Annotated in this window: 12 protein-coding genes and 1 pseudogene; 9 read left to right on the forward strand and 4 right to left on the reverse strand. The window is 61.0% G+C overall.

Annotated elements, in window-relative coordinates; translation table 11 throughout:
* Positions 1–385: 385 nt before the first annotated feature.
* Positions 386–688, reverse strand: coding sequence for a hypothetical protein (locus tag CLV45_RS09005; protein WP_170061832.1), 303 nt, complete (start codon positions 686–688; stop codon positions 386–388).
* 571 nt (positions 689–1,259) lie between these two features.
* Positions 1,260–2,765 carry an acetyl-CoA carboxylase biotin carboxylase subunit gene (accC, locus tag CLV45_RS09015; RefSeq protein ID WP_100336026.1) on the reverse strand — a complete coding sequence of 502 codons (1,506 nt, stop codon included), beginning with the start codon at positions 2,763–2,765 and terminating at the stop codon, positions 1,260–1,262.
* 354 nt (positions 2,766–3,119) lie between these two features.
* On the opposite strand from accC, the gene CLV45_RS09020 reads away from it, so the two are divergent.
* Both CLV45_RS09020 and CLV45_RS25545 read left to right on the forward strand, forming a co-directional pair.
* Positions 3,120–4,364 (forward strand): aminotransferase class I/II-fold pyridoxal phosphate-dependent enzyme, encoded by a 1,245-nt coding sequence (locus tag CLV45_RS09020; protein ID WP_100336027.1) that lies wholly within the window; start codon positions 3,120–3,122, stop codon positions 4,362–4,364.
* A gap of 246 nt (positions 4,365–4,610) precedes the next feature.
* Positions 4,611–4,781: pseudogene (locus CLV45_RS25545) on the forward strand (histone H1); the annotation flags it as partial.
* A 292-nt stretch (positions 4,782–5,073) separates the two neighbouring features.
* Here CLV45_RS25545 and tyrS read toward each other — a convergent pair.
* Entirely contained in the window at positions 5,074–6,369 is a 1,296-nt protein-coding gene (gene tyrS / locus CLV45_RS09030) for a tyrosine--tRNA ligase (protein WP_100336029.1), read from the reverse strand.
* 177 nt (positions 6,370–6,546) lie between these two features.
* Here tyrS and holA point away from each other — a divergent pair, with 177 nt between their 5' ends.
* From holA to CLV45_RS09055, 5 genes are all read left to right on the forward strand, one after another.
* Positions 6,547–7,599, forward strand: a complete 1,053-nt coding sequence (gene holA, locus CLV45_RS09035) for a DNA polymerase III subunit delta (RefSeq protein WP_100336030.1) — start codon at positions 6,547–6,549, stop codon at positions 7,597–7,599.
* 205 nt (positions 7,600–7,804) lie between these two features.
* Positions 7,805–9,556, forward strand: a complete 1,752-nt coding sequence (kaiC, locus tag CLV45_RS09040) for a circadian clock protein KaiC (RefSeq protein WP_100336031.1) — start codon at positions 7,805–7,807, stop codon at positions 9,554–9,556.
* Positions 9,557–9,570: 14 nt separating this feature from the next.
* Positions 9,571–9,903, forward strand: a complete 333-nt coding sequence (gene kaiB, locus CLV45_RS09045) for a circadian clock protein KaiB (protein WP_245882810.1) — start codon at positions 9,571–9,573, stop codon at positions 9,901–9,903.
* Complete coding sequence (locus tag CLV45_RS09050; RefSeq protein ID WP_100336032.1) at positions 9,904–10,236, forward strand: circadian clock KaiB family protein; 333 nt, start codon at positions 9,904–9,906, stop codon at positions 10,234–10,236.
* Entirely contained in the window at positions 10,236–11,960 is a 1,725-nt protein-coding gene (locus CLV45_RS09055; RefSeq protein ID WP_100336033.1) for an ATP-binding protein, read from the forward strand. Before CLV45_RS09050 ends, CLV45_RS09055 begins: the two co-directional genes overlap by 1 nt.
* 7 nt (positions 11,961–11,967) lie before the next feature.
* Here the strand turns inward: CLV45_RS09055 and CLV45_RS24890 are convergent, their stop codons facing one another.
* The gene (locus CLV45_RS24890; RefSeq protein ID WP_157807387.1) at positions 11,968–12,144 is read right to left on the reverse strand and encodes a hypothetical protein; all 177 of its coding nucleotides are present in this window, start codon (positions 12,142–12,144) and stop codon (positions 11,968–11,970) included.
* An 838-nt stretch (positions 12,145–12,982) separates the two neighbouring features.
* Between CLV45_RS24890 and CLV45_RS09065 the strand changes: the two genes are divergently transcribed.
* Positions 12,983–16,207, forward strand: coding sequence for a tetratricopeptide repeat protein (locus CLV45_RS09065; RefSeq protein WP_100336035.1), 3,225 nt, complete (start codon positions 12,983–12,985; stop codon positions 16,205–16,207).
* Positions 16,208–16,285: 78 nt separating this feature from the next.
* Positions 16,286–17,986, forward strand: coding sequence for a TonB-dependent receptor (locus CLV45_RS09070; RefSeq protein WP_157807388.1), 1,701 nt, complete (start codon positions 16,286–16,288; stop codon positions 17,984–17,986).
* The last annotated feature ends 62 nt before the right edge of the window (positions 17,987–18,048 follow it).

The following is an 18,048-nucleotide window of genomic DNA, read 5'->3' on the forward strand; positions in this document are numbered from 1 at the left end:
CCGCGCGTGTAGACGCCGCCGTCAGCTATGCCGAATCATACCGGGAGGCCGTGCCTGGCCCACTAGAATGAGCACGCCGCCCAGATTTCTCCAGGCGGCGCGGTTTCGGTTGCCGCTGGCTCGGTAGTGGAGTACAACCTCCCCGGTATGGCTGGTCCCAAGCTAGGGCTGCGCCTACACTCGCGCCGGTAGGAAAGCTGCGGAGCGGCAGTCGCTGGGCTAGTGCGAGGGGGAGTACACAAAACTCATCGCAACTCTATATTTTCTGAACTTGGTAAGGTGAACCAGTTTATTTAACTCAATCTGCTCTGTAGGGCTACTTTTCCATACCAGTAGATGGGCATGGGCAGTAGTTCAAAGGAGGGTTTGATTAGCAGAAGACACCTTAGGATGTCGCACCGCTGAGAAACCCGTCAATCCAGACTATCAGGGTTATCACCAGTGAGAGCAAGCCTAGTATGCCGAACCCTTTGGCCCATTCTTCCCTCTTTAAGCATAAGGTGACGGTCCAGCAGAGGAGGTTAACGAACACGAGTAACGGGAGTGTTAACATGAGGCCCACAACATCGTTGGCAAAAAAAGCAATGCCCTTGCCTTGGTTAAAGCCTAACCACGCCCATAGGATCAACAACGCGTTTGCCAGCAGCGGAAATAGATAGCGGCTGGACAAGAAAAGAAGCTGGGTCATGGTGAGCATAGTAAAACGGCGGAATATCAGTCTTGAAAAACGGTCCAAATAGCGCAACGCGCGTTCCTTTACACGCTGCAAATTGCGGCCTGTTTTTACCAAAAACATGCTCGTCTGGGGTCTACTCTTCCTACTGGTCTGGTTAGCGCTCTTAGTAGCCGCGTGGTATGTAATTCGAGAGTTCACGAAGGAGTCACCCGTGTGGCGCGCCAGCCTTACGGTCTGGCTGTTGACCGGTGCCGCCGTTTGGTTGGGAATGCAGCTTGAGCCCTCCTTGCTGCCGAAGTGGTTAGCGTGGTTGCCCCACCGAGGCGATTCCGGCGTGGCAGCGGTGGTGGCCGCGCCACTGGGCTTGTTGGCCGCATTGCTGGCTCGATTTCGCTACCACTACCCCGAATAAGCCGCGCCACCTTTTCCGTCGCACTAAGCCAGGTTGTGGCCCTCGTGCTTTATGATGATTCACGCAAACGGTGGTTTTCATTAAAAAAAGCGTTCCGGCTTATGGCCGGAACGCTCTAGAAAAGCCCGACCAAGCAGCCGGGCTTTTCAAATCTTAAACAATTCAAACTTCCTACCGCACGCCCAGCCGGTTCCGCTTCCAGTTGGAGCCGGTGGCCGTAGCCGGCGCATCGGAAGTCGCTACCGGGGCTTTCTTTTCGCTCATCAGCATGGCCGTGAGTACGGCGGCGAGCTTAGCGGTGGTGGCGTCGGGCTTCGAGTCGAGGTCGGCGGGCGTGAAATGGTCCCGCACGAAGTTCGTGTCGAAGTTGCCGCTGACGAAGGCCGGGTGCCGGAGCACGTAGCTCCCGAAGGGCAGGGTCGTCTGGATGCCGGTAATCTGGTACTCGTCGATGGCGCGTAGCATCCGCTCGATGGCCTCGGTGCGGTCCTTGCCGAAGGTGACGAGCTTGGCAATCATCGGGTCATAATAAATCGGGATGTCCATGCCCTGCTCGAAGCCGTCGTCGACGCGCACGCCCGGGCCCTGGGGGCGCACGTAGGTGGTCAGCGTCCCGATGTCGGGCAGGAAGTTGTTCTGCGGGTCTTCGGCGTACACGCGCAGCTCCAGGGCGTGGCCGGTGATGGTCAAATCCTGCTGGGTGAAGGGTAGGGGCAGGCCCTGGGCCACCCGGATCTGCTCTTTCACCAGGTCGAGGCCGGTAATCTGCTCCGTGACGGGGTGCTCCACCTGCAGGCGGGTGTTCATCTCCAGGAAGTAGAAGTTGCGCTGGTCATCCAGCAGAAACTCCACGGTGCCGGCCCCGGTGTAGTTGCAGGCCCGGGCCACGTCCACGGCGCAGCGGCCCATTTCGGCCCGCAGCTCGGGCATCAGCACCGAGGAAGGCGCTTCTTCAATGACTTTCTGGTGGCGGCGCTGAATCGAGCATTCCCGCTCAAACAAGTGCACGATGTTGCCGTGCTCGTCGCCCAGGACCTGAATCTCGATGTGGCGCGGGCCGGTCACGAACTTCTCGATGAACACCGAGCCGTCGCCAAAGGCCGAGGTAGCCTCGTTGATAGCCAGCTGCATCTGCTCCTCAAACTCCTCCGATTTATTCACGATGCGCATGCCCTTGCCGCCGCCCCCGGCCGAGGCTTTGATCAGGATGGGGAAACCGACTTCGGAGGCAATGCGCTTGGCTTCCTCCACGTCCGAAATAGCCTCGTCGGTGCCGGGCACCAGTGGGATGTTATAGGCCTTCACGGCCTGCTTGGCCGAGAGCTTGTCGCCCATCACGTTCATGGCCTCGGGCGAGGGCCCCACGAAAATCAGCCCGGCCTCGGTGACCATGCGGGCAAACTCCGCGTTTTCCGACAAGAAGCCGTAGCCGGGGTGAATGGCGTCCACATGCAGGCGGCGGCACACTTCCAGGATGGCGTCGCCGCGCAGGTAGCTTTCCGACGACTGCGGCCCGCCCACGCACACGGCCTCGTCGGCGTAGCGCACGTGCAGGGCGTTGCGGTCGGCCTCACTATAGATGGCCACGGTCTGCAGGCCCATTTCCTTGGCCGAGCGCAGTACGCGCAGGGCAATTTCGCCGCGGTTGGCGACCAGCAGCTTCTTGATTTCTTTCATCGGGTGGGAGAGTGGGGAGGCGTAAGGTGTAAAAGCACGTCATTCCGAGCTTGCCGAGGAATCTTGTGTGCAATAGTAATCAGTTGGCATTGCAACCTCAGCGCGCGAGATGTCTCACTTTGTTCGACATGACGTTCTGCTTTTTGACGTTCTGAAAGGACTGTCAAAAAGCAATTCCAGCCCAAAGAAACGCCATTCTAGCTACTCCATAAAACTGGCCGGGTAAAATTTGGCGGAGTTGGAAGCCTCGCGTGCAGGGGCTACTTTTGCAGATTGCCATAACTTTGTACTTTATCGGATGGTTGAACCCCCAGCCACCCATCTGTTTCCTTTTCACATTTAACCCATTCCCTCGTGGATCTTTTCGAAAAGATTGCCGCGAACCGCGGCCCACTGGGCAGCCATTCGCACTACGCCCACGGCTACTTCACCTTCCCTAAGCTGGAAGGCGAAATCGAGCCCCGTATGATTTTTCGCGGCAAAGAGGTGCTTACCTGGAGTCTGAATAATTACCTGGGTCTGGCCAACCACCCCGAAGTGCGCAAGGCCGACGCCGACGCCGCGGCCCAGTACGGCATGGCCCTGCCCATGGGCGCGCGCATGATGTCGGGCAACTCGAACCTGCACGAGCAGCTGGAAAGTGAGCTGGCCGACTTCGTGCAGAAGCCCGACTGCATGCTGCTCAACTTCGGCTACCAGGGCGTGGTATCCATTATCGACGCCATGGTAGGCCGCCACGACGTGATTGTGTACGACGCCGAGTCGCACGCCTGCATCATCGACGGGGTGCGCCTGCACGCGGGCAAGCGCTTCGTGTATACCCACAACGACATGGAGAGCCTGGAGAAGCAACTCCAGCGGGCCAAGCGCATCACCGACGAAACCGGCGGCGGCGTACTCGTCATTACCGAGGGTGTATTCGGCATGTCGGGCAACCAGGGCAACCTGCGCGGCGTGGTAGCCATGAAGGAAAAATACGAGTTCCGCCTCTTCGTCGACGATGCCCACGGCTTCGGCACGATGGGCACGACGGGCGCCGGAACGGGTGAAGAACAGGGTGTACAGGACGGTATTGACCTTTATTTTTCGACCTTCGCCAAGAGCATGGCCAGCATCGGTGCCTTCGTCGCCGGACCCGAAAGCGTAATTGAATATTTGCGCTACAACATGCGCAGCCAGATTTTCGCCAAATCCCTGCCCATGCCGCTCGTGGTGGGCGCTTTGAAGCGCCTGGAGCTGCTGCGCACCAAGCCCGAGCTGAAAGACAACCTGTGGACCGTAGTGCGGGCCCTGCAGAGCGGTTTGCGCGAAAAAGGCTTCAACATCGGCACCACGACTTCGCCCGTGACGCCGGTGTTTTTGAACGGTCAAATTCCCGACGCTACCCAAATAACCTTCGATTTGCGCGAAAATCACGGTATTTTCTGCTCTATCGTGGTTTATCCGGTGGTGCCCAAGGGCGTCATCATGCTTCGCCTGATTCCCACGGCCGCCCATTCGCTCAGCGACGTGGACCAGACCATCAAGGCCTTTGAAGTAGTGGCCGAGAAGCTCGATAAGGGCCTTTATTCCAAAACGGAGGCCGTGCCAGCCAGCTAGGCCGGTTTTCGAATGCTAACTGCCCGGGGCGCTTTTCGCAAGGAAAGCGCCCCCTTGTTTTGGTATTATTCCTAGTATATTAAAAAAGTATTATATTCTGGAAATGGGGTTTGATTTTGGTAAAACCTAGCTTCATTAGCTGCTAGGGCCATTTTGAAAAAAAATTGCAACTATTGCTTGTATTTGAAATCCCTGTATATTAGGCCCGTTCAAAAACATAAACCCACACCAATCAACCTTTTTCTCATGAGCAATTATAGCCAACTGAAAGACCTCGTTCTCTCCCTGGAATCGGACTTCGAGAAGTTCTACGACAAGCAGAACTCGGCCGCTGGTACCCGCGTGCGGAAAGGCATGCAGGAGCTGAAAAACCTGGCCCAGACCATCCGCACGGAAGTACAGAACACCAAGAACAGCGCCGCTGGTGATGCTGGTGCTGCTGCTACCAAAGCGGCTCCCGCCAAGAAAGCCGCTGCTCCGGCCGCTGCCAAGAAAGCTGCTCCTGCTAAGAAGAAGTAGTTTCTGCTTTTGACGGAAAAGCCGGCTTTGGTTGCCGGTTAATCGGTCAAACAAAAAGGCCCCGCCAGTCTGGCGGGGCCTTTTTGCTTTTAGGGCGGGGCCACTTTTCTTTTTAACGCAGGGCCGTCCACAAAATCCGACCAATCCGGGTAATCCGTCGAAACGGATTTCGGCATAGCCAAGCCGTGGTCTAAACCAGCGTAATCAGGAAGTAGCTCTTGCCTTTCTGGGCTACCAGGTACTTGTCCAGCAGGGCGGGCACGGCCGTGGCCGACTGGTCGAGGGTTACTTTCTGGCGGTTCAGCTTCACGCCGTTGTTCTGCACCATTTTGCGGGCCTCGCCTTTGCTGGCGAAGATTACGCCGTTGGTGGCCGTGCTCAGCAGGGTCAGGGCGTCGAGGTCGGCTACTGCGCTGCGGCTGATTTCGACGTGGGGCACACCGGCAAACACGTCGAGCAGGGTGGCCTCGTCGAGCGTGGCCAGGTCGCCGCCGCCGAAGAGTACCTGGGAAGCGGCCAGGGCCGCCTCAAAGGCCTGCTCGGAGTGCACCCGGATGGTGACGTCCTTGGCCAGGGCCTTCTGCAGGGTGCGCAGGTGGGGGGCCTGGGCGTGCTCGGCTTCCAGGGCTTCGATTTCGGCCTGGGTGAGCAGGGTAAACACGCGGATCAGGCGCGGGGCGTCCTCGTCCTTGCTGTTGAGGAAGAACTGGTAGAACTGGTAGGGCGAGGTCAGGGTAGGGTCGAGCCAGACGGTGCCGGTTTCGCTCTTGCCGTACTTGGTGCCGTCGGCCTTGGTGATGAGCTGGCCGGTGAGGGCATAGGCTTTGCCCTCGCCGCCCGACATGCGCCGGATCAGCTCGGTGCCGGTGGTAATGTTGCCCCACTGGTCACTAGCGCCCATTTGCAGGGTGCAGCCCAGCTCCTTGTAGAGGTGAAAGAAGTCGTAGCCCTGCAGCAGCTGGTAGCTGAACTCGGTGTAGCTGATGCCCTCGGCGCCCGAATCCTCGTTGCCGCCGATGCGGCGCTTCACCGAGTCCTTGGCCATCATGTAGTTCACCGTCAGGTGCTTGCCTACTTCGCGCAGAAACTGCAGGAAGCCAAACTCCTTGAACCAGTCGTAGTTGTTGACCACCCGGGCGCCGGTGGGGCCGTCGTTGAAGTCGAGAAACTTCTCCAGCTGGGCCTGAATCCCGGCCTGGTTGCGGCGCAGGGCGGCTTCGTCGAGCAAATTCCGCTCGGCCGACTTGCCGCTGGGGTCGCCAATCATGCCCGTGGCCCCGCCCACCAGGGCCAAGGGGCGGTGGCCGGCGCGCTGCAGGTGCACCAGCAGCATGATGGTGGCCAGGTTGCCGATGTGCAGCGAGGAAGCCGTGGGGTCGAAGCCGATGTAGCCGGTGATGGGCGCGTTCTGGCGCAGATGCTCGTCGGTGCCGGGCATCATGTCGTGAAACATCCCGCGCCAGCGGAGCTCTTCTAGTAAGTCCAAGAGGTGAAGTTGTGAAGTTGTGAAGTTGTGAAGGCCAAGCGCGGGGGATACGGCCCGATTGGCTCCCGGGAAGGTGCAAAGGTAAAAGAGCGGTGGTACATTTGCGGTACGAATGGTGGACGGCTGGCTGCACGTGCCCGGCCCACTTCACAATTTCACAACTTCACAACTTCACCCTTGCTGTCCACTCCCGACGAAATTCTGCAGCAGCTGCGCCAGCGGCACTACGCGCCCGTGTACTTCCTGCAAGGGGAGGAGCCCTACTACGTGGACTATATTGCCGACATCCTGGAAAAGCACGTGCTGCCCGAGCACGACCGGGGCTTCAACCAGGTGGTGCTCTACGGCAAGGATACCGACGTGGCCACCATTCTGGGCCAGGCCCGGCGCTTCCCGATGATGGCCGAACGCTCGGTCGTCATTGTCAAGGAAGCCCAGGCCGTGGCCGATTTGGAGACGGAAAAGACGTTTCCCTTTTTGGAAGCCTACCTCAAAAACCCGCTCACGACGACGGTGCTCGTGTTCTGCTACAAGCACAAGACCCTGGACGCGCGCAAAAAGCTGGGCAAGCTGCTGGCCGAAAAGGCGGTGGTGATGACCAGCAAGAAGCTCTACGACAACCAGGTGCCGGCCTGGATTACGAGCTACGTGCGCGGCAAAAAGCAGCAGATAACCGGGCAGGCCACGGCCATGCTGGCCGAGTACATCGGCACCGAGCTGGGCCGCCTGACCAACGAAATCGACAAGCTGCTGCTCAACGTGCCCGCCGGGCAGGCCATCGACGAGGAGCTGGTGCAGCGCATGGTGGGCATCAGCAAGGACTACAACATCTTTGAGCTGCAGAAGGCCCTGGTGCAGCGCGACGTGCTCAAAGCCAACCGCATCCTCTCGTACTTCGAGGCCAACCCCAAGGCCAACCCGCTGATTCCGAACCTGACCCTGCTCTTTGGCTTCTTTACCAAGCTGCTCGTGCTCCACCAGCGCGGCAACCCCTCGGACGCCGACTTTAAAAAGCTGGGCATCATGAACTCCTTCGCCCAGAAGGAGTACAGCCAGGCCCTGCGGGTGTACGACTTCGGCCGCACCCGCGACATTATTCACCTGCTGCGCCGGGCCGATTTGCAAAGCAAGGGCGTGGAAAGCGGCTCGATGAGCGACGGGGAAATTTTGCGCGAGCTGGTATTTTTGATTCTGCACCCCGTGCCGCTGAGCGCCGTAACGGGCAGCTAGCCGGAGGTTACGGGCTTGCCACTAGGAGCTTATGATTTGCGGGGCCGGAAAACCTCGACGGTAGGTTTTCTCGTTTAGGGTAGAGCATGGCCAGAAATACCCGTTTTACGGGCCGGAAAGCGGATTTTCGTCCAAGCTCGACCATACCAGCAGCCGGAAAGCCGTACCTTGTGCCAAGCATTTCCCGTGCTGAAAATTTAGCTGCATGTTAGATACCCCTGCTTCTGCTTCCTCCCACCAGTCTGCGGCCCTGCCCAAGCTGCCCAAAGTGCCTTCCGGCATTGATGGCCTGGACGAAATAACGGAAGGAGGCCTGCCGCTGGGCCGCCCGACCCTGGTGTGCGGCAGCGCCGGCTGCGGCAAAACCCTGATGGGCATCGAATTTTTGGTGCGCGGCATTGAGGACTACAACGAGCCCGGCGTGCTGATGACCTTCGAGGAGTCGGCGGCCGAGCTGGCGGCCAACGTCACCTCCCTGGGTTTCGACCTGGTCAAGCTGCAGGCCGAGAAAAAGCTGCGCATCGACCAGGTGCACGTCGACCGGTCCGAAATCGAGGAAACCGGCGAGTACGACCTGGAAGGGCTCTTTATCCGCCTGGGCCACGCCATCGACTCCATCGGGGCCAAGCGCGTGGTGCTCGACACGATTGAGGCCCTGTTTTCGGGCTTTCCTAACGAGGGCGTGCTGCGCTCCGAAATCCGGCGGCTGTTTCGCTGGCTCAAGGACAAGGGCGTTACCACCATCATTACCGCCGAGCGGGGCGAAGGCACCCTCACGCGCCAGGGCCTGGAAGAGTACGTGTCGGACTGCGTGATTCTGCTCGACAACCGCGTGATTGACCAGATAACCACCCGGCGCCTGCGCATCGTGAAGTACCGCGGCAGCACCCACGGCACCAACGAGTACCCGTATCTGATTATGGAATCCGGCATTTCGGTGCTGCCCGTCACGTCGTTGCAGCTCAACCACGAGGTGTCGGACAAGATTGTCTCCTCGGGCGTGCCGGCCCTGGACGAGATGTTCGGCCGGCGCGGCTTTTACCAGGGCAGCAGCGTACTGGTGACGGGCACGGCGGGCACGGCCAAAACCACGCTGGCGGCCACGTTTGCCCGCGAAATCTGCCGCCACGAAGGCCGCTGCGTGTTTCTGGCCTTCGAGGAGTCGCCCCAGCAGCTGGTGCGCAACATGCAGTCGGTCAGCATCGACCTAGCCCCGTTCGTGGCCAGTGGTCTGCTCAAAATTGAGGCTACCCGCCCCACGCTCAACGGCCTGGAGCGCCACTTGGTCAGCATCCACAAGCTCATCAAGGAGTTTAAGCCCGCCGCCGTCGTTATTGACCCAATCAGCAACCTGATTTCGGTGGGCAACCTGAGCGAGGTCAAGAGCATGCTCATCCGCCTGATCGACTTTCTCAAAGTCAACAACATCACGGCCCTGTTTACGTCCCTGATCAGCGGGCGCAGCATTCAGCAGGAAATGACCGAGGAAGGCGTTTCGTCCTTGGTCGACACCTGGATCAGCGTGCGCGACCTGGAAGGCATCGGGGAGCGTAACCGCGGCATCAGCATTCTGAAGTCGCGCGGGATGAGCCACTCCAACAAGGTGCGCGAGTTTCTGGTTACCGAGCAGGGCATTCAGCTGCTCGACGTCGTGATTGGCCCGGCGGGCATCGTCACCGGGGCCGGCCGCCTGACCCAGCAGCTGCAGGAGCGGGCCCAGCTGCTGGCCGCCCAGCAGGAATTGGAACGCAAGGACCGGGAGCTGGAGCGCCGCCGCCGGGTGCTCGAAGCCACCATCGGCAACATGCGCACCGAGTTTGAGTCGGTGGAGGAGGAGCTGCGCCAGATCAACCACGAGGAGCAGGCCCGGCAGCAGGTTCTGGAGGAAGGCAAGGCCCACTTTAGCCAGCCCCAACCCCTGCAGACGCCCGGGGCGGCTCCATCACACACTTCCTAATTCGTACGTCCGTAATGGAAAATACACTGGCCAACACGGCTTCACTTATGGACGAGGAATCCTGGGCTTTGCGCCTGTACGTCGCCGGTCAAACGCCGAAGTCGGTAACGGCCCTGGCCAACCTGAAAAAGTACTGCGAGCAGTACCTGAAGGGCCGCTATTCCATCGAGGTCATCGACTTGCTCAAAAATCCGCAGCTGGCCGAGGGCGACCAGATCCTGGCCATTCCGACCCTGGTACGCAAAGTGCCCGAGCCCATCCGCAAGATTATCGGCGACCTGTCGAACGAGGAGCGCGTGCTGGTCGGGCTGGACATCCGCCCCCTGGGCGGTAAACCCCAGCTCTAGATGGAAGCGGAAGAAGGGGCGGAACCAACAGCCGGGGCCGAGTACGTGCTGCACCTCTACATTACTGGGGCCACCCCGAACTCGACGCGGGCCGTGCGCAACATCAAGGATATTTGCGAGCAGCACCTGAAAGGCCGCTACGAGTTGCTCATCGTGGACATTTACCAGCAGCCCGAGCTGGCCCAGCGCGAGCAGCTCATCGGCGCGCCCACGCTTATCAAGCGCAGTCCGGGTCTGGTACGCCGCCTCGTGGGCGACCTCTCGGACCGGGAGCGGGTGCTGCGGGCGTTGGGAATCACGCCGCCTGCGGCGGCCGACGAAACGAGGAGCTAATGAGGGAGCCGGTAGAAAAAAGTGCGGCCGAGCTGGCCCGCGAAAATGAGGAACTGCGCTGCCGCCTCGAAGAAGCCGAGGAGCTCATTGAGGCCGTGCGCACCGGGGCCGTCGATGCCCTGGCCATTCAGAGTCCGGAGGGGCCGCGCATCTTCACCCTGGAAGGCGCCGACCACGGCTACCGCACCCTGATTGAGCAGATGAACGAGGGCGCCCTGCTGCTCAGCGACGACGGCACCATTCTCTACGGCAACGCCTGCCTGGCCGGCTGGCTGGGGCGGGCCCTGGAAGAAGTCATCGGCGGCCAGCTCGATACCTTTATCCCGCTGGACTTTCACGGCTACTGGCAAGAGCTGCTGGGCAAGAGCTGGGCCGAGGGCAAGGGCAAAGGCGAATTGCCGCTGCGCAGCCAAGACGGCTCCTTGCGGCCCCTGTCGCTGTCGATGAACGTGCTGACATTTCACGAAACGCCGGTGCTGGCCGTTATTGCCACCGACTTATCGGCCCAGCAGGCCATCAAAGCCATTCAGGCCCGGGTAACGGAGCAGAACGTTGTTATTGCCCGCACCCACGAGGAGCTGAGCCGGCAGCAGGCCGCCCGTCGGGCCATTGAGCAGGCCGCGGCCGAAGCCAGCCGCATGCTGGAAGGCATTCCGCAGATTGCCTGGACCACCGACGCCCACGGCGTAACGACTTACCTCAACCACCGCTGGTTTGACTTCACCGGACCCGACACCGGGCGGGCCGTGCACAGCCAGTGGCAGGAGCACCTGTTTCCGGCCGATGTGGAAGCCAGCGACGCCCACTGGGCCGAGTGCCTGCGCACCGGGGCGGCCTTCGAAATGGAGTACCGCTTCCGCAACCAGGCCGGCGACTACCGCTGGATGCTGGGCCGGGCGTTGCCCTCGCGCAACGAGCGGGGCGAGATTGTGCAGTGGATTGGCACCTTTACCGACATCCACGAGCACAAGCTGGCCCTGGAGCGCATCGACCAGGCCCAGCGCGAGCTGCAAGATAATAACGAGCAGCTGACCCGGGCCAACGTGGACCTGGACAACTTCATCTACACCGCCTCCCACGACCTGAAGGCGCCCATCAGCAACATCGAAGGCCTGCTGCAGGCCCTGCTGCTGGAGCTGCCCGAGCACACGGCCACCGCGGCCCCGCAGGTAGCCCCGATTCTAAGGATGATGCAGGACTCGGTGGACCGCTTCAAGCGCACCATCGAGCACCTGACCGAGGTGACCAAGCTGCAGAAGGAGCACGGCAGCTCGGCGGCTACCGTGGAGCTGGAGCGCCTGAGCAACGAAGTAACCCTGGACCTGCAGCCCCTGATTGAGGCAACCGGCGCAATGGTGACCGTGAGCGTGGGCCAGTGCCCGACACTCTCTTTTTCGGAGAAGAACCTGCGCAGCGTTATCTACAACCTGCTCAGCAATGCCCTGAAATACCGTTCCCCGCAGCGGCGGCCCGAGGTACGGATCAGCTGCCGGTCCGAGGGCAGCTTCGTCGTGCTGCAAGTGCAGGACAATGGCCTGGGCCTAGACCTGGACCACGACGGCAAGAAGCTCTTCGCCATGTTTCAGCGCCTGCACGACCACGTGGAAGGCTCCGGCATCGGGCTCTACATGGTCAAGAAAATCGTGGAAAACGCCGGGGGGCGCATTGAGGTGGAAAGCCAGGTAGGCGTGGGCTCCACGTTCAGCGTGTATTTTAGGCGGTAAGCCTGACTTAATACCGTTCCTCGTTTTTCGCCGAGCTCAGGTCGAGCAGATACTCGCAGGCGGCGCGGAAGGCATCCGTCGAATCAGGGCTTTGGCGCAGCACAGCGTGGTAGCCGCTGGCCCGGTGGGCTTCCAACAGCCATTCGGCCCCGTCGAGCATCGTAATGGGTTTACAGGCAGGCATTTTCTGGAAGGAAGCAGTAGCGAGTAATTTTTCAAACTGTTGCCACTGCGCAAACCCAAGGGTTCGGGTAGTTTCTTCGGCCCTTATGTGCGTAGCCGGGCGTCGGTACAGGGCTTCTTGGGCCAGGTAAGCCCGCCACTCAGCCGGAGTCGAGTGCTGCCGGATAATCTTGTGTTTAGCTTCTTCCCGAACCCGAACTGAGTCCACCGTTACGTCTGGTTGAACGTCGCCGTGCCTATCGGGGGGCCTGGAGAGCAGTTGGGTGCGCAAGGTTACGCCATTGGAGCTGCGGCGCAGCGTGAGTAGCACCGGCCGGTGAAAAGAGCGCATCCACAGGAAGCGGTACAGGTCCTGTCCCAGATAGTAGTTGGAAAGTATGGGGGCCCGGAAATAAACCAGGTGGTTGGAGGCAGAAACCAATGAATACTTGCAATCCATGACACGTCCGTCCACCAGATACACAGGGGGACGTTTATCCCGCGGAATATAGTCGGGCGGCAGTGTATCCGAATTCGCAAAGTAGAAAGTAGTCGAGTCCCGCGGCGTGCCCCGCGCGTCGGAAACCGCCGGATTATGGGGGTAAGGCCCCGGGGCGGAGCAGCCGGCCGCCAGCAGGAGCAGCCCCAAAGCCAGGGGAAGAAGTCGTAGGTGCGGCATGGCTGGTAGCAGAAGAACAAGTAGCCGGGAAGGTAGCCTTTGCCACAGTCTACACCAAACCGGCCCGTGGGTGCGTTACTCAGGGGCTAAAAGGCAGCCAGCTGCGCAACCCATTGCCTTTTTTCGCTACTTTTGGCCAGTACCGGGCCGGCAGCGCCCTTTTTCCCGTAACGCCCCGTTAATGAAGATATTTCCCCGGATTGCGCTGGCCGCTTCCCTCAGCGCCGCGGCTCCCGTGGCCGCTTCGGCCCAGCAAACGCAGGTTTTTGCCTCCGACGAACGACACTTTCAGGAAGGCCTCGAACTCTTTGACCGCGGCAAGTACGGCGCCGCCCAGCAGGCCTTCCAGCGCTACTTAGACCAAACCCAGCGCCGCACCGGCGAGCTGCGCGACCGAACCACCGACGCCGAGTACTACCGCGCCATTTCGGGCCTCTACCTGTTTCACCCCGACGCCGAGGGGCAGGTGCTGGCTTTTGCCGCCAACAACCCGGCCCACCCCAAAGCCGCCCAGGCCTTCTTTGAGCTCGGCAAGCTCTACTTCGACAAGAAGGACTACGCCAAGGCCATCGACTACCTGCAGCGCGTGGGGGCCGACAACCTGAGCGCCGAGCAGCGGGCCGAAGCCGAGTTTAAGCTGGCCTACAGCTACTTCTCCCAAAAGGAGTTCGACAAGGCCAAGCTCCTGTTTGACCGCAACAAGCAGGGCAACCACGAGTACCGCTACGCCAGCTCCTACTACGCGGGCTACCTGGCTTTCCGCGGGGGCGACTACGCCGCCGCCCGCCAGGATCTGGGCGTGGCCGAGCAGAACGACGCCTACCGCCTCGTGGTCCCGGCCATCATGAGCCAGATCTACTACAAGGAAGGCAACTTCGACGGGCTGATTGCCTACGGCACCAAGGCCCTGGCCCAGACGCCGCCCCCGCAGAGCGCCGACGAAATTCAGCTGCTCGTGGGCGACGCCTTCTACCAGAAGCAGGACTTCAAGCAGGCCGCCGAGTACTTCGACAAGTACGCCGCCGGCCGCAAGAAGATCGAGCCCAAGGTGCAGTACAAAATCGGCTACTCGAACTACAAGATGGGCGACTACAAGGGCGCCATCGGTAGCTTGAAGGGCGTGGCTGCCCAGCGCGACTCCCTGGGCCAGAATGCCGCCTACCACCTGGGACTGAGCTACCTCAAAACCAACCAGAAGCAGCAGGCCCTGAACTCGTTCGACGCGGCCCGCAAAACGGCCTTCGACAAGACCATCACCGAAAACGCCACCATCAAGTACGCCCAGATCAACTACGAGCTGGGCAACACCCAGGAGGTGATTACGGCCCTGAAGGACTTCAACAAGCGGTTTCCGCGCTCCAAGAACGCCGCCGCGGCCGACGACATCCTGAGCGAGAGTTTCCTTAATTCGAGCGACTTTACCCAGGCCATCAGCTACCTCGAAGGCCTCGACGACCGCAGCACCAAGCTCAACGCCACCTACCAGCGCGTAACCTACCTGCAGGCCGCCACGCTCTACAACAACAACCAGTATTCGCAGGCTTTGCCGCTGGTCGACAAGTCCTTGAAGTATCCGCAGGACGACGCGCTGCGGGCCGCGGCCCAGGTGCTCAAGGGCGAAATCTACTCGGTAGGGCAGAAGTACCCCGAAGCCATTCAGGCCTACACCGCCGCGGCCCGCACGGCCCGCGACGGGGCCGCCGCCCAAACCGACTTCGACCAGAAAGCCCGCTACGGCCTGGGCTACGCCTACTACAACACCCAGCAGTACGCCCCGGCCCGCACCCAGTTTCAGGCCTACCTCAACGACCCGGTGGCCAAGCCCACCGACCCCAACTACTACGACGTAACCCTGCGCGTGGCCGACACCTACTACGTGGGGAAAAACTACGCCCAGGCCCTGGAGCTCTACGACAAGGTCATTGCCGCCAACGCCGCTGACAAGGACTACGCCTACTACCAGAAAAGCGTGACCCTGGGCCTAATGGGCCGGCGCGACGAGGCCACCAAGACCCTGAGCACCCTGCTCAAAACGGCGCCCACCTCGCGCTACGCCGACGACGCGGTGTACCAGCAGGCTCAGTTCGACTTCGAGGCCGGCGACTTCCAGCCCGCCGTCGACGGCTTCACCAAGCTGATCGTGAACCGGCCCAACAGCCAGCTGATTCCGCAGGCCCTGCAGAAGCGCGGGGTGGCCTACGCCAACCTGGGCCAGCACGACAAGGCCATTGCCGACTTCAAGCAGGTGCTCGACCAGTACCCGCGCACCAAGGCCGCCAGTACGGCCCTCTACAGCATGCAGGAAAGCTTGTCGGCCACGGGTAAAACCGAGGATTTCGACCAGTACCTGGCCCAGTTCAAGGCCCAGAACCCGGAAAGCAAGGCCACGGAAAGCGTCGAGTTTGAGGCCGCTAAATCCTTGTACCTGGCCGAAAAGTACCCCCAGGCCATTACCCGCCTGGAATCCTACCTGAAGCAGTACCCCAGCAACGCCCTGGCTGCCGACGGCCGTTACTTCCTGGCTGATTCCTACATCAAAACCGGCAAGAAAGCCGAGGGCCTGACCCGGATGCGGGCCGTGGTAACCGAGGGCAAGAGCGAATTCGTGAACCGGGCCGTGGGCCGGGTGGCCGATTTGGAGTTTGAAGCCAAGAACTACCCCGAGGCCATTAAGTACTACAGCCGCCTGCGGGAAGTGTCGCAGAACAAGCGCGAGGTGGCCAACGCCGGCATTGGGCTGATGAAAAGCTACTACGAAACGGCTGACTACCCCAGCACCCGGCGCGTGGCCGAGGAGCTGCGCAGCGTGGCCGGCGCTTCGCTCAACGCCACCAACGCGGCCAACCTGTACTTGGGTAAAGCCAGCTACAAGGCCGGCAATTTCGAGCTGGCCCTGCCCGAGCTGACCACGGCTGCCGCCGCCACCGACGAAACCGGGGCCGAAGCCCAGTACCTGCTGGCCGACGTGCTGTATCAGCAGAAAAAGTACCCCGAAGCCCTGGACGCGGCCTACAAGACCAACTCCTCGAACTACGAGCTGTGGCAGGGCCGGGGCTTTCTGCTGATTGCCGACATCTACACCGCCCAGGGGGAAACCTTCCAGGCCAAGGCCACGCTGAACTCCATCATCGAGAATAAATTCCCGGTGGCCGAAGTCATCGAAGGCGCCAAGCAGCGTTTGGCAGCCTTGTCGACGGAGGCGGGCGGCACGGGTACCACGGGCGGGGGCAAAACCCCGCCGGCCAAGACCCCGACTACCCCGAAAACGCCGGCTGGCAAAACCGGCGCGGCCACGCCCAAAACCCCGACTACCAAGGGCAAAACGCCGGTGCGCAGCACGCTGCAGCCCACCGAAACCGCCCCGGCCGACTCCACCGCCATGCCCGAAGCCGGCAGCAAGGAGTAAGCCCGCCGCCCGTAACTCAATCTGACCGTCAACCCGGAGGATGCCCGGCCCCGGCCGCTTTCTTCCAGACCCCACTATATGACCCTTCGTTCCCCTAAAATGCTGCCCTTGGCGGTTCTGTTGGCCGCCGCGCCCGTGCTGGCGCAGGCCCAGAAGACCGGCAAGACAGGCGGCAAGATTGAAGACGCCGAAATCGAGATTGTAAAGGAGCGGGTCAACCAGCTGCCCGAAGCCACCCGCAACTTCGAGAAAATCAAGATTGACCCGCCGGCCAAGCAGGCCGCGCCCGTTACCTATACCTACCCCGATTTCCGCCTGCCCGCCGACCGACTTAACCCGGCGGTGCGCGTGTTGTCGATTCAGCAGGAGGAGCTGGCCCCGCAAACCGGCAACTACCTCAAGGGCGCCATCGGCAACTACGGCACGCTCTACGCCAAGGCCTACTTGCACAATACCCGCAGCGAAACGGCTTCCTACGGCCTCGACTTCAGTCATATTTCCTCGTCCTCGGGTCCGGTCGATAAGAAGAACTCGGGCTCCAGCCAGACCCGCCTGGGGTTGAGCGGCGAAACCTACAACGGCCCCGTGACCCTGGGTGCCAAGCTGGATTTGGGCCGGGAGCGGTACAACTTCTACGGCTACAACCAGGAGCGCCGCCGCCTGCCCCCGCCCACCGACAGCCTCAAGCAGGTATTTAAGCGGGCCGCGGCCAAGGTTTACATGCGCAACCAAAGCGCCGATGCGCCCTTCCAGTACGACTTTGGCCTGGGCTTCAACTACTGGGCCGACAACTTCAAGGCCTCGGAAAGCAACTTCAACGTCTCGTTGCGCTCGGGCTACGCCCTGAGCGAGAAAAGCCGGGTGGCCGTCAACGGCGACATCTCCCTGATTTCCTACAAGGACTCGCTTAAAACCAGCCGGCCCTTCCTGCAGATAACGCCGGCCTACGAGCTGACCCTGGACCGGCTGGCCTTGTCCATCGGGGCCACGCTGGGCTACACCGGCGACACCATCCGGCGGGCCTCGCAGTTCAACGTGTACCCGGCCATCCGTTTGGGCTACACCGTTACGGAAGATAAGTTCGTGGTCTTTGCCGGCCTGGGTGGGGCCTTGCAGCGCGTGACGATGTACGACCTGACCACCGAAAATCCCTGGCTGGCCCCCAATCAGCGGGTGGCCGACACCCACCGCGGGCCCACGGTTTACTTCGGCTTCAACTCGACGCCGGCCCGGGCTCTGTCGGTGAATGCCAAGGTGACGTTGGCCAACGACCGGAACCTGTACTTCTACAACAACAGCCGCCGCGACTCGACTAAGTTCGACTTGGTCTACGACAAAAAATCGACCCAGCTTATCAACGTCCACGGCGAATTGCTCTACAATGCCGCCGAGCAAGTGCGCATTGGTTTCAAGGCTGATTACAACGGCTACAAGACCCACTCCCTGGCCGAAGCCTTCCACCGCCCGGCCCTCCAGACAACCCTGTTTGGTACCTACAACATGTACGATAAGCTGCTGCTGGGTGCCGAGTTATACACCTATAGCTCCAGCTACGGTTCGGGCTACGTGCGCCGCCTCTCCAGTGGCCGCCCGGTGGGCGAAGTCGTGCGCCCCACCGACACGGTGGTGGACCTGAACTTGCGGGGTGATTACCGTATTATGGAAAATCTGTCCATATTTGCTCTAGGCAATAACTTGCTGGGCCGTAAGTACGAGCGTTTTCTGAACTATCCGGTGAAAGGATTCAACGTATTGGCGGGCGTAACGTATGATTTTTGAACATAATTGAGTTGATGCCCCAGCCGCAGATCAGCTAGTCCTGCCCCAAGGCCTCCAGGTCG

This window comes from Hymenobacter chitinivorans DSM 11115 (genome assembly GCF_002797555.1).
In the GTDB taxonomy this organism is placed as follows: Bacteria; Bacteroidota; Bacteroidia; order Cytophagales; family Hymenobacteraceae; genus Hymenobacter; species Hymenobacter chitinivorans.